Source organism: Streptomyces kurssanovii (assembly GCF_040677245.1).
GTDB lineage: Bacteria > Actinomycetota > Actinomycetes > Streptomycetales > Streptomycetaceae > Streptomyces > Streptomyces kurssanovii.
Genome location: NZ_JBFAQK010000064.1, coordinates 1 through 13,731, shown reverse-complemented (window position 1 = coordinate 13,731; position 13,731 = coordinate 1). Strand labels below are relative to the sequence as shown.

Sequence of the window (13,731 nt, the reverse complement as noted above, 5' to 3'; positions counted from 1 at the left end):
CTGCGCGCTCCGCCGCCCCGCCAGGGCCGCTGGTCCTGGTCCGGAAGGCGGAGACGGCTCCTCCCACAGCCCGAAGCGGCGGGGCGCGGACACCGCATAGCTTGCCGCCATGACGCCCCAGGAACAGGCACGCAGCCGCGAGGAACGCCGGCGGGACACCCTCGCCCGGCTGGCCGACGACAAGGACTCGTGGGTCGCGACGACGTCCCCGGACGGGCAACCGTGCCTGATGCCCCTCTCGTTCGCATGGGACGGCGCCGCTCTGCTGATGTGTACCCGGCGCACCAATCCCACCGCCCGCAACCTGACGCCTCGGGGCGAGGTCGTCGTGACCCTCGGCCATACCCGCGACGTCGTGCACATCGAGGGGGCCGCCGAGGTCGTCGAGGGCTCCGCACTGCCGACCGGGTCGGCCGACGCCTTCGCCGCGAAGCTGCGCTGGGACCCGCGGGACCGGCATCCCTGGGTGTATCTGCGGATCACCCCTCGTGTGGTGAAGGCATGGCGTGAGGTGAACGAACTGAAGGACCGGCTGATCATGAACGACGGACGCTGGCTGGACTGACGGCCGAAGTGACGGCCGGGCCGACGGCCGGGCCGTCGGGGCAGGCCTCGGCCTACGGGCCGGTCCCGAGGGCGCTCGGCCGATGGGTTCGTCCCGACGCCGCTCCGCCGACAGGTTCATCCGGTGCCGCGTGCCACAGCCCTCAGGTCCGCGCCGGCGCCCGTCACGGCGATCGCACCGTCTTGGTCCGTACGCATCACCACCGCACCCCGTGCGCGCAGCGCCGCGACCGTGCGGGGCGCGGGATGTCCGTACTTGTTGTCCTTTCCGCAGGAGATGAGTGCCAGTCGTGGCCGGGCTCCCGCCAGCAGCGCCGGCTCCTGATAGGCGGAGCCGTGGTGGGCGACCTTGAGCACATCGACGGCCGGAAGCGCCGGATGCGCCCGTATCAGCCGCTGCTGGGACGGCGGTTCGAGGTCGCCGAGCAGCAGCATGGACAGCCCGCCCGACGCCCGGACGAGCAGTGCGACACTGGCGTCGTTCGGTCCGTCCGGTGCCGCGCCGCGGGACAGGTCGGGCCACAGGACCTCCCAGCTGAGCCGACCTGCTCTGCGCCGCTCCCCCGGTATCGCGTGGATCACCGGTACCCCGGCCGCCGCTGCCGTGCGCCGGACGAACGTGGCCTGCCAGCGAGGCTCTTCGAACGCGGTCGTCTGGACCGCGCCCACCGCCCTGCCGCGGAGCACTCCCTCGAGACCTGCCACGTGGTCGGCATGGAAATGGGTCACCAGCACCAGCGGCACCTCTGTGACGCCGAGCTCGCTCAGGCAGCGGTCGGTGAGACCGGGGTCGGGCCCCGCGTCCACGACCACGGCAGCGCCGTCTCCGGCCGCGAGCACCATGGCATCACCCTGCCCCACGTCGCACATGACCAGCGCCCAGCCGGGCGGGGGCCAGCCGGTCAGTTTCGTGGTCAGCGGGGCCGGGCGGACCACGGCCAGCACGAGCAGGAGCGCGCAGAGCGCCACCGCCCACGGGTGTCGTGTCAGCCGGCGGGCCACGAGGATCAGCACCACGGTCAGTCCGGCGAGCAGCAGGCCGCCGCGCCAGCCGCCGGGCCAGTCGGTCTGGGCGCCGGGCAGAGCCGCTCCGGAGCGTGCGACGGACGCGATCCAGCCCGCCGGCCAGCCGGCCACACGCGCCAGCAACTCGGCGACCGGTATGGCCACGGGTGCGGTGGCCAGTGCCGCGAATCCCAGGATCGTCGCGGGAGCGACGGCGAGTTCGGCGACGAGGTTGCAGGGAATCGCGACCAGGCTGACTCTGGCCGCGAACACGGCCACCACCGGTGCGCACACCGCCTGCGCCGCCGCCGTCGCGGCGAGCGCCTCAGCGAGCCGCGCCGGTACCCGCCTCCGTTGGAGCGCCTCGCTCCAGCGGGGGCCGATGGTGAGGAGGGCGCCGGTGGCGAGGACGGAGAGCAGGAAGCCGTAACTCCGCGACAGCCACGGGTCGTAGAGCACGAGCAGAAGTGCGGCGGCGGCCAGTGCCGGTACGAGGGACCTGCGCCTGCCGGTGCCGATGGCGAGCAGGGTGACGAGTCCGCAGGCCGCTGCCCGCAGCACACTCGGCTCCGGCCGGCACACGACCACGAACGCGAGCGTGAGCGCACCTCCGAGCAGCGCCGTGCCGCGCAGAGTGATGCCCAACCGGGGTGCCAGCCCCCGCCGTTCGGCCAGGAGGGCCGTGCCCGGTGGACCGATCAGCAGGATCAGCACGATGGTGAGATTGCTTCCGGACACGGCCAACAAGTGGGTCAGGTCCGTCGCTTCGAAGGCGTCGTGGAGGTCGGCGGGAATGCGGGAGGTGTCCCCGACCACCAATCCCGGCAGCAGCGCACGGGCGTCCGGTGCCAGGCCGTCCGTGGCCTGGCGCAGTCCGGCGCGCAGGTCACCGGCCGTGCGTTGCAGGCCGGTCGGCGGGCGGATGACCGGCGGAGGGCCGCCGTCGGCCCGTAACACGGCCGCGAACGGATCAGCCTCGCGGAGCGGCTCCACCAGCCGTCCGCCCACCCTCAGGCGGGTGGAGGGCAGGAGGCGCTGCCAGGCGGTGTCCGCTTCACCGGGGGACACGATCACCAGGACGGGGGTACGGGTCTCTGTGACGGATCCGCCGGGCACGGTGACCCTCGTCGCCTCGGCGTTCAGCAACAGCGCCGCCGGGGCCGCCGGGTCGCCCGCGGCCTTGGAGCGGGTGGGACGCGGATCGGAGGTGACGGTCAACTCGACCGTGACCCGCGCCTGCCGGTCAGCCAGGCCGGGCAGCGGCCCACGGCGGAGGTCCGCGCCGTGCAGCCCGGCGGAGGCCGCGCCCGCCGCCGCGCACAGCAACACTCCGGCGACGGCGGTGGCGCCCTGCCGCCACCGCGGCGAACCGGTAGCGGTGGCTTGTGCGGCCGTCCTGCCGCCCGGGTCAGAGGCGGTGCCCCGTCGGCCCCCGCGCCGTGTCACCGCAATCCTCGCCGCGTCCCGGCGGCAGGATGGCCGCGCCATCGCAATCCCCGCCGTGTCGCCGCCCCCGCGCCGTGCCGCAGTGACCCCCGCCGTGTCGCCGCCCCCGTACCGTGCCGCAGTGACCCGCGTCGTGTCCTGGCCTCTGCTCTGTGGCGCCGCACCACACGCCGCGTCCCGGCGGTTCCCGCGCCGTGACGCCGTGGCCCACAGCGGCAGCAGTGCCGCGGCGGCGAGGCAGGCAGCCACGCCGACGGCCGTCCACCGGCCCGGTGCCCCCAGCGCGAGAGCCGACGCCGCCCAGGCCGCCAGCGCGGGCGGGACGAGCCGCAGATCGGTCGGGCCTTCCGGAGGAGAGCCGGACGTGCCCGGCCGGTCGCCTGTGTCCGGGTGGACCGGGACGACGGTCATGGCCGCACCAGGTTCCGCAGGTCCTCGAACCGGCGGTCGCCGATCCCGTTGACGTCACGCAGTTCGTCGATCGACCGGAAGCCACCGTTCTGCATGCGGTGGTCGATGATGTGCTGCGCGAGCACGGGGCCTACTCCCGGCAGCGTCTCGAGCTGCTCCGCCGTCGCCGAGTTGAGACTGATCGGTCCTGCGGCCGGTCCGGCGGCAGGGCCCGCGCCGGAACCGCCCGGTGCGGGCGGCGCGGGCCCGCCCACGACCACCTGTTCGCCGTCGCTCAGCACCCGCGCCCGGTTGAGCCCGGTCAGGTCGGTGCCCGGCTTCACGCCTCCTGCCGCCTCCAGCGCGTCGGCCACCCGTGATCCCGCAGGCAGTTCGAGCACTCCGGGCCGCCGCACCTTGCCGCTCACGTCGACCACGATCGGGGCCGCCTGCTGCGGGCCGACGGGCGGCCGGCCCGGCGAAGGTGACGGCTCGTCCGCCGGTGCTGCGACGGGCCCGGCCCCGGACTGCGGCTGGGCCGAACCCTGCTGGACCAGTTCCGGGGCCCGTACCGCCTGCGGCCGGCCCACCCAGAAGTGCTGAGCCGCGAACACGGCCGCCGCCACGAGGATCACGGCGAGCGCCGCGAGCGTCTTCGGCTCGAGCCCGCATCGCACCTGCACCCAGACCGGCAGCCGGTCCCGGATCGCGAGCCCGAAGCGGGACGGCCCGGCCCCGGCCACATGCCTGCCGGTGCGGACAGCGGATGTCTCCCTGCGGGTCACGGATTCGTCCCGGTCAGCGCGGGTAACGGGTGCCTCCCCGGAGGCGGCTGACACCGGTGCGTCGTCCCTGGCGTCCGGGGCGGGGGCGCCGCCGTCGGTTCCGGGTGGGGCGGCTCCGGCCGCTCTTCCGGCCTCGGCCCCTCCGTAGCCGCCGGCCGGCGGTGCCGTCGTCCGGGCGGCCGCCTCCGGCAGTCCGGTCCGCCCCGCCGACCGCACCCGCCCACTGTGGCCGCCGCGTCCGGGGCCGGTCCCCGCGCCGGCCCGACGCCCCCTCGGCACCGGGCGTGAGGGCGGACGCGTTACCGGGCCCGAGGCCACCGGCATCGGCATCGGCAGGTGCGGCGGCGAGTGCGACGCGAGGTACGTCACTCGACGCCGGGGCGGGCGCGGGGCCGGACGCATGGGCGAACTGCCGCGCGGAAGCCCCGAAAGCATGCCGCCCGCGCCCTGCGGAGCGGCCGTGGCCATGAACAAGGCGTCCGCCCGCCGTCGCAGGGCGGCTGCCTCCGCGGTCGGGGCGCGTCCACCCCGCAGACGAGAAGGCCGTAAGACCCGCGGCTCCAAGCCCTCGGAACCGGTAGCACCAACACCAGCAGGCGCACCCCCGACGGCCTGCGCCACCCCTGACCGGTACCCGTGCCCGGTCAGGGCAGGCGGTCGGCCGAAGCCGGCACCATGCCCATGCCCATGCCCATGCCCATGCCCATGCCCATGCCCATGCCCATGCCCATGCCCAGGGTCACGGCCATGACCGAGGCCATGAGAGCGTGCGCGGCGGTCGGAGGCCGGGGCGCGGCCCGGGCCACTGGTTGCGGAACGTGATCGAAGAGCCATGTCACAGGACGGTAGGCACATTCGCCCGAACCCGCCGAGCACACCCGATTCCAGTGGAAAAGCGGCCAGTTGTGTATAACTCGACCACCCCTAAGGGTGAAGGCTCCCAGCAGGCCGACCGACCACCCGGACCGGCGATCAACCACCCAGCACGCCGACCGACCACCCCGGCACGCAGACCGACCACCCAGCACTCCGACCGACCACCACCACCCCGCCCCGCGCCCCCCTCAGCGCGGTGAGACCACCACGCCGAGCAGTCCCGGCCCGGTGTGCGCCCCGATCACCGCGCCGACCTCGCTCACGTGCAGGTCGGCCAGCCCCGGCACCCGGTTCCTCAGCCGGTCCGCGAGTGCGGCGGCCCGCTCCGGCGCCGCCAGGTGGTGCACCGCGATGTCCACCGGTGCCGTGCCGGCCCGTTCGGCGGCGATCTCCTCCAGCCGTGCGATCGCCCGCGACGCCGTTCGCACCCGCTCCAGCATGTCGATGCGGCCGTCGACGAGCTGGAGCAGCGGCTTCACTGCGAGCGCGGAGCCGAGTAGCGCCTGCGCCGCCCCGATCCGCCCACCGCGGCGCAGATAGTCGAGTGTGTCGACATAGAAATACGCGGCGGTGTCCGCCGCCCGCTTCTCCGCCGCGGCGACCGCCTCGTCCAGCGATCCGCCCGCCTCCGCCACCTCCGCCGCCGCGAGCGCACAGAATCCGAGCGCCATGGCGATCATCCCGGTGTCGACGACCCTGACCGGAACCGGTGCGTCCTTGGCCGCCAGTACCGCCGCGTCGTGGGTCCCGGACAGTTCGGAGGAGAGGTGCAGCGAGACGATCCCCGTGGCGCCGGCGGCCGCGGCCTCGCGGTAGGCCCGCGCGAAGGTTTCGGGGCTGGGCCGGGAGGTGGTGACCGAACGCCGCTTCTGCAGGGCGGTGGCGAGCGAGCGGGCCGAGATCTCGGTGCCCTCCTCCAGCGCCTGGTCGCCGAGCACGACGGTCAGCGGCACCGCCGTGATGCCGTGCCGTTCCATCGCCGGTGGCGGCAGGTAGGCCGTTGAATCGGTGACGATCGCGACATGGCGGGACATGAGCGGGAGGTTACCCGCAGGCGGCGCCGTACGGCAGCCCGAGCTGTTCACACGCCGTGCGCAGGGGTGGTCGGGCCGTCGCGGCAGGCGTCAGTTCGTGGTTTCCGGGCGGGCGGTCTTCTGCCACGGGTACGTGGTCTGCCGCGGGTCCGGCGCGGTGATCGCCTGCGGCCGGCCGGGCGTCTCGTCCTCCGGCTCGCTCCGTGTGCGGGCCGCCGGCTCGGGCCGCGCCGCCGCCGGACGCCCTGACTCCGGCGCCTCGGGCCATGCGGCGGGCTCGGCGGTCCCGCTGCCGTCGGTCGCGGCCCAGTGCCGCAGCGCCCCGGCCTCCATGTCGATCTGCGAGCTCAGCGCGTCGAGATCGTCCTCGGCGAACTTCTGGGCGCGGTCACGCGCAGCCCAGCGCAGCGACTCGGCGGAGCGGGTGATCCGCTCCGTGCGCTCACGCAGGCCTGGCATCAGTGAGCCGACCGTGGCCCGGTCGGGCTCGCGCTCGAGCCGCCTGAGCTCCTCGTCCAGTTCGTGTCCGTGTGCGCTGAGCCGCCGGAAGAGGGCGAGCGACTCGGACAGGGAGGCGTCCTCGGCCGCGCCGGCGTTCAGCGCCTCCTGTGTCGCCCGCATCGAGGTGCGAAGCTTCAGCCGGAGCTGCGCCAGTTCGCCGGTCACGCCGGTCTGCCCGTAGCTCTTGGCGCGCAGCGCGGTGTCCTCGACCGTGCGCCGCGCCTGGTTGACGGTGCGCTCGACACCGCGCTTGGCCGCCTTCACGGCTTTGACGCCCACGTACACCCCAAGTGCCACGAAGGCGAAGAAGAGCAGCGCCAGGATCATGATCGCGGCTTCCATGTGCGCCCTCCGGCGTCGGTTGTGGTCCTTCCACGGTAAACGGAACGGGCAGGCCGTAGGTTCCTTCGGAACCCCCAACCTGCCCGTAGGGGAAACCCCCGGCGGCCCGCCACCCTTCACAGAGGCGGGATCCGCCCCTTTTACGCGGTCGCGAACCCGTCGCCCGTCACGCGGGCACGATGTTGACCAGCTTCGGCGCCCGCACGATCACCTTGCGGATTCCGGCGCCGCCCAGGGCGCCGACGACCGCCGCGTCGCCCAGGGCCAGTGCCTCCAGCTCCTCGTCCGTGATGGACGGGGAGACCTCCAGGCGGGCCTTGACCTTGCCCTTGATCTGCACGACGCAGGTGACGGTCTCGTCCACGACGTACGCCGGGTCGGCGACCGGGAAGTCCTGGTGGACGACCGAGTCGGTGTGGCCCAGCCTGCGCCACAGCTCCTCCGCGATGTGCGGTGCCAGGGGCGCGACCAGCAGCACCAGGCGCTCCGCCACCGAGCGCGACACGGGGCCGCCCGTCTTCGTCAGGTGGTTGTTCAGCTCGGTGATCTTGGCGATGGCGGTGTTGAAACGCATCGCCGACATGTCCTGGGAGACTCCGTCGATGGCCTTGTGCAGGGCTCGCAGCGTCGCCTCGTCCGGCTCGCCGTCGACGACGGTCACCTCGCCGGTCGCCTCGTCGACGACGTTGCGCCACAGCCGCTGCAGCAGCCGGTACTGGCCGACGACGGCGCGGGTGTCCCACGGCCGGGAGACGTCCAGGGGGCCCATCGCCATCTCGTACAGGCGCAGGGTGTCGGCACCGTACTCGGCGCAGATCTCGTCCGGAGTGACGGCGTTCTTCAGGGACTTGCCCATCTTGCCCAGCTCACGCTTGACCGGCAGGCCGTCGTGGAAGAACTTCCCGTCGCGCTCCTCGACCTCGGTGGCCGTGACGGGGAAGCCGCGCTCGTCGCGGTAGACGTACGCCTGGATCATGCCCTGGTTGTACAGCTTGTGGAACGGCTCGACCGAGGAGACGTGCCCCAGGTCGAACAGCACCTTGGACCAGAAGCGCGCGTACAGCAGGTGCAGCACGGCGTGCTCCGCACCGCCGACGTACAGGTCGACACCGCCGTGCGGCTGTCCCTCGCGCGGCCCCATCCAGTACTGCTCGATGTCCGGCGCGACCAGCTGCTCACTGTTGTGCGGGTCCAGGTAGCGCAGTTCGTACCAGCACGAACCCGCCCAGTTGGGCATGGTGTTGGTCTCTCGGCGGTAGCGCTTGGGGCCGTCGCCCAGGTCCAGCTCGACGCTCACCCAGTCCTCGTTGCGGGACAGCGGTGTCTCGGGCTGGGTGTCCGCGTCGTCGGGGTCGAAGGTGCGCGGCGAGTAGTCGTCGACCTCCGGCAGTTCCAGCGGCAGCATCGACTCGGGCAGCGCGTGTGCGACGCCGTCCTCGTCGTAGACGATCGGGAAGGGCTCGCCCCAGTAGCGCTGCCTGCTGAACAGCCAGTCACGCAGCCGGAAGTTGACCGTGCCCTCGCCGATGCCCTTGTCCGCCAGCCAGGCCGTGATCTTCGCCTTGGCCTCTGTGACGTCCAGGCCGTTCAGGGAGATCTCGTCGTTCGCGGAGTTGATGGCGGGGCCCTGACCGGTGAACGCCTCGCCCTCCCAGCCCTCCGGCGGCTGGACCGTGCGGATGATGGGCAGCTCGAAGGCCTCGGCGAACTCCCAGTCGCGCTCGTCCTGTCCGGGGACGGCCATGATGGCGCCGGTGCCGTAGCCCATCAGGACGTAGTCGGCGACGAAGACCGGGATCCGCGCTCCGGTGACCGGGTTCACGGCGTACGAGCCGGTGAACACACCGGTCTTGTCCTTGTGCTCGGTCTGGCGCTCGACGTCGCTCTTGGTCTGGGCCTGCTTGCGGTAGGCGGCGACGGCCTCCGCGGGGGTCGCGGCGCCGCCGGTCCACTCGGCCTTGACGCCCTCCGGCCACTCGGCCGGGACGATGGAGTCGATCAGGCCGTGCTCGGGGGCCAGGACCATGTAGGTGGCGCCGAACAGGGTGTCGGGTCGGGTGGTGAAGACGGTGATCCGCGCGGCGTCGTGGCCGTCGACGGCGAAGTCGACGCGGGCGCCCTCGGAGCGGCCGATCCAGTTGCGCTGCTGCAGCTTGATGGCCTCGGGCCAGTCCAGCGCGTCCAGGTCGTCCAGCAGCCGGTCGGCGTAGGCGGTGATGCGCATGTTCCACTGGCGCAGCTTGGCCTTGAAGACGGGGAAGTTCCCGCGCTCGGAGCGGCCGTCGGCGGTGACCTCCTCGTTGGCCAGCACGGTGCCCAGGCCGGGGCACCAGTTGACCGGCGCGTCGGAGGCGTAGGCCAGGCGGTAGCCGCCCAGGACGTCGGCGCGCTCCAGGGAGCTCAGCTCGCTCCATGCCCGGCCTCCGGGCACCTCACGGGCGCCGCTCTCGAACTGGGCCACCAGCTCGTCGATCGGGCGTGCCCTGTCCGCCTCCTGGTCGTACCAGGAGTTGAAGATCTGGACGAAGATCCACTGGGTCCACTTGTAGTAGTCCGGGTCGATCGTCGCGAACGATCGGCGGTTGTCGTGGCCCAGGCCCAGCCGGCGCAGCTGCACCTTCATGTTCTCGATGTTCGCCTCGGTCGACACGCGCGGGTGCGTGCCGGTCTGCACGGCGTACTGCTCCGCCGGCAGGCCGAAGGCGTCGAAGCCCAGGGTGTGCAGGACGTTGTGCCCGGTCATGCGCTGGTGACGGGCGAAGACGTCGGTGGCGATGTATCCCAGGGGGTGGCCGACGTGCAGCCCGGCGCCCGACGGGTACGGGAACATGTCCATGACGAACTTCTTGGGCCTGGCCACCACCGCGGGATCCCCCGCGAGGTCCCCGCTCGGGTTGGGCGCCTGATAGGTACCCTCCGCGTCCCAGAAGTCCTGCCAGCGTGCCTCGATGTCGGCCGCCATGGCAGCCGTATAACGATGCGGGGCTGCTGTCTCCGCAGCCGAGTTCATCTCGCTCATGATCCTTGAAGCTCCATCGATCGTCTCTGCCGACTGCCAGCCGATTCACGTACCAGGGGAAATGAAAAATCCCCTCGCACAGGAGGGGACGCCGCGCCGATTCCGACCGGATTTCTCATCCGTCGGGACTGATCAGCGCGGCTCGCTAAGCAGAAGGCGTACGGCACGCATGGCGTCAGGGTACCGCAGCGGGGGAACCGCCCGCATGAGTGTCCGTTCCGAGCCCCCGGAGCCGTGAACGGCGGGTTCCGGCCGACTCCGACGATCAAGGCGTACGGGTTACTCCGCGTATCGACCCTATCCAGGGCAACCCCCGAGTCAGTTGCGCTCACTTCACCTCGATAAACCTTGAAACCTCGTACTGGTTGGTATGGGTCGACCTAGAGTGCGTCAACGGGACAGCTTTCCCGCACCATTCGGAGTCGCCCCATGAACCCTCGTCTCAAGATGCGTTTGTCGCCCGGTCCGGGCCGCGGACTCAGCCGCCAGGTGCAAGGCGGCATCTCCGTGGCCGCGTTGGTGCTCCTACCCCTGCTCGCCGTCGGAGGAAGCGACAGTTTCCGCGCCGCGCTCGACTTCACCACCGGGGTCCTCTCCCTGGTGTCCTTGACCGCCTCCGTCGCCTGGGGCCTCATCGCCACCGACCGTCTGCTTCTCTCGCCCCGCCACCGGCTGCTCGCGCAGGGCATCCACCGGGCGACGGCCATCGCCTCGCTCGGGTTCCTGCTGCTGCACGCCACGGTGAAGGTGTCACTGGGACACGTGCCACTGCTCGGCGCGATGATCCCGTTCGGCCTGGGCGTCACCGGCACGGAGGCGCTCATCGGCTTCGGCTCGCTGGCCGGGTTCCTGATGGTCGTGGCCGGTACGACCGGCGCCCTCCGCAGTGCGCTGGCCGGCAACATCAAGGTCGCCGGCCGCTGGCGGCCGCTGCACATGCTGGCGTACCCGGCCTGGTGCTTCGCCCTGGTCCACGGCCTCTACGCGGGCCGGCCGGCCGCGACGTGGGTCGTGACCATGTACTGCCTGGCCCTCCTGGGAGTCGCCGCGGCGGTCTCCGTACGCATGATGCCGCGTCCGGTCCAGCGCCGGATCGCCGCCAAGATCATGTCCCTGACCGGTGCCGCCGGAGCCGACGGGCCGGCCGCCGCGGACGAGCAGGCTCAGCGTGATCTCGCCACGGCGCCGCTTCCGGGCGTCAGCGGGATGAACGGGACGGGCCGCCCGACCGTACCCGCAGGCATGGACCGCATGGACCGCGTGGACCGCATGACCGGCGCAATGAACGGCGTGCCGTCGCAGCGCCCGTACGAACAGGACTTCCAGCCGCCCCTCGGCCAGGCGCGCGCCCAGCCCCCGAGGCTCGCCGCGCCCTCGCCGCAGCTCTACGAGGCCCCACGCCCTCAGGAGGAGGAACCGGCGTTCGTACCGGACAGCGGCGGGCCCACCGGCGGCCGGCGCACAGGCATGTCCGCCGCCTACCGCGCGGTCTCGCTGGCGGGTGAGCCGTCGGCACCGCTCGCCGAACGGGTGCCGATGACGGAGGAGATACCCGTGGTGTCGGAGACGGGCCCGCGGACGGGCAGCTGGCCGACCCCCTCGCCACCTCCCCCGGCGCAGTCGGTACGGCCCGAGCCGGCCCAGCCCCTCTACGACACCCCTCCCCCGCCGCTCTTCGACGCCGCCCCCTCCTACGACACCCCGCCGGCGCCGTACGGCGGTTCCGCCCAGTTCGACGCGCCCACCTCGTACGACACGGGCAGCGTGCCCTCGTACGACACCGGCGGCGTCCCCTCGTACGACACCGGCGGCTTCCCCGCCCAGGACGCCACGGCCGCCTACGCGCCGTCCGCCGCGTACGACACCTCCGGCGGCTACCCGCCGCCGGCCGCCTACGACACACCCCTGACCGATCCCGCACCCGCGGCCCCATACGGCGACCGGTCCTCGTACGACAACGGAAACGTCCCTGCGTACGACGAGACGGCGCCACTGCCCGGACCCCTCTTCCCGCCCCCGGCGGGAGAGCCCTGGCACGCACCAGCAGGAGAACGACCGTGAACGCGCCCCTCCCCGACGTCCCGGAGGTCCGCGTCGTCGGCCTCCCCCAGCTGACGCAGGGTTTCGACCTCGTCGACCGCCTCGACCTGCCCATGCACCTGAAGGTGCACGGGCCGCTCGAGCCCGTGAGCGGCGAGCGGCTCGCGCAGCTCGCGGAGGACATATCCCTCACCGGCCGCGGCGGCGCGGGCTTCCCCTTCGGCAAGAAGCTGCGGGCCGTCGCCAAGTCCGCCATCCGGCGCGGCATACGGCCGGTGGTCGTCGTCAACGGCAGCGAGGGCGAGCCCGCCTGCCGCAAGGACACGGTGCTGCTCAACCGGGCGCCGCATCTCATCCTCGACGGCGCGCTGCTCGCCGCGGAGGCGCTCGGCGCCCGGACCCTCGTCGTCGCGGTCACCCGCAACTCGACCGAGATCTCGATGCGCGCCGCGCTCGCCGAGCGCGGCCTCTCGGACCGTCGCGGCCAGGCCTTGCGCGCCCGCGTGGTGCGCACCCCGGAGCGCATGGTCTCCGGTGAGGCGTCCTCCGTCATCCGGGCCGTCAACGGCGGCCCCGCGCTGCCGCCGGGCCGGCGCGTGCGCGCCGCGGAGACGGGCGTCGGCGGCGCTCCGACGCTGCTCTCCAACGCGGAGACGTTCGCGCAGCTCGCCGTCGCCGCACGGATCGGCGCCCGCCGCTACAGCCACACCGGCCTCGACTCCGAACCGGGCACGGTCATGCTCACGATCTCCGGCGCGGTGGCCCGGCCGATGGTCGTCGAGGTCCCGACGGGCGTGCCGCTGCGGTACGTGCTCCAGCTGGCGGGCGCCCCGCCGCAGCCGCAGGGGGTGCTGACGGGCGGCTACCACGGCAACTGGATCGACGCGGCCGCGGTCCACGAGGCCGTCGTGTCCAAGGAGTCCCTGGCGTCCGTGGGCGGCGCCCTGGGCGCGGGCGCGATCCTGCCGATCGGTCCGGAGACCTGCCCGCTGGGCGAGGCGCTGCGGGTGGCCAACTGGCTGGCCGCGGAAACCGCGGGCCAGTGCGGCCCCTGCAAGCTCGGGCTGCCCGCGGCCGCCGGCGGTCTGGCCGATGTGATGAACGGCGGCGGCCCGGCGGCGCTGGAGGCGCTGCGCGAGGTCACCCAGGCGGTCAAGGGCCGTGGCGCGTGCAAACACCCCGACGGTTCGGCGCGGTTCTTCGCCTCGACGCTGTCCGCCTTCACGGACGACCTGGCGGCCCACGTCCTGCACGGCGGCTGCGGGCGCGACACCACGGGTGTGCTGCCCCTGCCGCTGCCGGGCTACGAGGAGGCCGAGGAGTCGATTCCCAGCGGCGAGAAGATCTTCGTCGACTGGACGCTCTGTCAGGGCCACGGACTGTGCGCCGACATCATCCCGGAGCTGATCCGGCTCAACCCCGACGGATATCCGTCGGTGGCCGACGCGATGGTCCCCATGCACATGCGGGGCCGTGCACAGCGGGCCGTGCGCCGCTGCCCCGCCCTCGCCATGCGGATCGAGCAGGTGCCCTCGTCGGGCCCGACGCCGCCGCCCGCGCGTCCGGCGCTCCCCAGCAGCAACCGCAAGGCCCTGGGCAGCGGCCGTAGTTGACGGCAGCCACGCACAACAGTGAAGCGGGCCACCCGATCCGGGTGGCCCGCTTCACTGTCTCTTGTGGAGCTAAGGAGAATTGAACTCCTGACCTCCTGCATGCCATGCAGGCGCTC

The 13,731-nt window shown here is 72.9% G+C and carries 8 protein-coding genes; 3 read left to right on the top strand and 5 right to left on the bottom strand.

Annotated elements, in window-relative coordinates; translation table 11 throughout:
* Window positions 1–109 precede the first annotated feature (109 nt).
* Entirely contained in the window at window positions 110–565 is a 456-nt protein-coding gene (locus AB0K36_RS29715) for a pyridoxamine 5'-phosphate oxidase family protein (protein ID WP_364600202.1), read from the top strand.
* 116 nt (window positions 566–681) lie between these two features.
* On the opposite strand, the gene AB0K36_RS29710 is transcribed toward AB0K36_RS29715, so the two are convergent.
* The 5 genes from AB0K36_RS29710 to leuS all read right to left on the bottom strand — a co-directional run bounded on the left by AB0K36_RS29710 (window position 682) and on the right by leuS (window position 9,962).
* Window positions 682–3,426 (bottom strand): ComEC/Rec2 family competence protein, encoded by a 2,745-nt coding sequence (locus tag AB0K36_RS29710; RefSeq protein ID WP_435877960.1) that lies wholly within the window; start codon window positions 3,424–3,426, stop codon window positions 682–684.
* Window positions 3,423–4,520, bottom strand: a complete 1,098-nt coding sequence (locus AB0K36_RS29705; protein WP_364600237.1) for a ComEA family DNA-binding protein — start codon at window positions 4,518–4,520, stop codon at window positions 3,423–3,425. Before AB0K36_RS29705 ends, AB0K36_RS29710 begins: the two co-directional genes overlap by 4 nt.
* A 734-nt stretch (window positions 4,521–5,254) precedes the next feature.
* The gene (locus tag AB0K36_RS29700; RefSeq protein WP_364600200.1) at window positions 5,255–6,100 is read right to left on the bottom strand and encodes a DegV family protein; all 846 of its coding nucleotides are present in this window, start codon (window positions 6,098–6,100) and stop codon (window positions 5,255–5,257) included.
* A gap of 90 nt (window positions 6,101–6,190) precedes the next feature.
* Window positions 6,191–6,943 carry a hypothetical protein gene (locus AB0K36_RS29695; protein ID WP_364600198.1) on the bottom strand — a complete coding sequence of 251 codons (753 nt, stop codon included), beginning with the start codon at window positions 6,941–6,943 and terminating at the stop codon, window positions 6,191–6,193.
* A gap of 166 nt (window positions 6,944–7,109) precedes the next feature.
* On the bottom strand, window positions 7,110–9,962 hold the full coding sequence (gene leuS, locus AB0K36_RS29690; protein WP_364600196.1) for a leucine--tRNA ligase: 2,853 nt from the start codon (window positions 9,960–9,962) through the stop codon (window positions 7,110–7,112).
* 429 nt (window positions 9,963–10,391) lie between these two features.
* On the opposite strand from leuS, the gene AB0K36_RS29685 reads away from it, so the two are divergent.
* On the top strand, window positions 10,392–12,023 hold the full coding sequence (locus AB0K36_RS29685; protein WP_364600194.1) for a hypothetical protein: 1,632 nt from the start codon (window positions 10,392–10,394) through the stop codon (window positions 12,021–12,023).
* Entirely contained in the window at window positions 12,020–13,615 is a 1,596-nt protein-coding gene (locus AB0K36_RS29680; RefSeq protein ID WP_189467938.1) for an NADH-quinone oxidoreductase subunit NuoF family protein, read from the top strand. The genes AB0K36_RS29685 and AB0K36_RS29680 overlap by 4 nt, the downstream gene beginning before the upstream one ends.
* The last annotated feature ends 116 nt before the right edge of the window (window positions 13,616–13,731 follow it).

Coding starts and splice junctions, on each gene's coding strand:
- AB0K36_RS29685 (WP_364600194.1), top strand. CDS start 10,392: ATGAACCCTCGTCTCAAGATGCGTTTGTCGCCCGGTCCGGGCCGCGGA.
- AB0K36_RS29695 (WP_364600198.1), bottom strand. CDS start 6,943: ATGGAAGCCGCGATCATGATCCTGGCGCTGCTCTTCTTCGCCTTCGTG.
- AB0K36_RS29715 (WP_364600202.1), top strand. CDS start 110: ATGACGCCCCAGGAACAGGCACGCAGCCGCGAGGAACGCCGGCGGGAC.
- AB0K36_RS29710 (WP_435877960.1), bottom strand. CDS start 3,426: ATGACCGTCGTCCCGGTCCACCCGGACACAGGCGACCGGCCGGGCACG.
- leuS (WP_364600196.1), bottom strand. CDS start 9,962: ATGAGCGAGATGAACTCGGCTGCGGAGACAGCAGCCCCGCATCGTTAT.
- AB0K36_RS29705 (WP_364600237.1), bottom strand. CDS start 4,520: ATGCCGATGCCGGTGGCCTCGGGCCCGGTAACGCGTCCGCCCTCACGC.
- AB0K36_RS29700 (WP_364600200.1), bottom strand. CDS start 6,100: ATGTCCCGCCATGTCGCGATCGTCACCGATTCAACGGCCTACCTGCCG.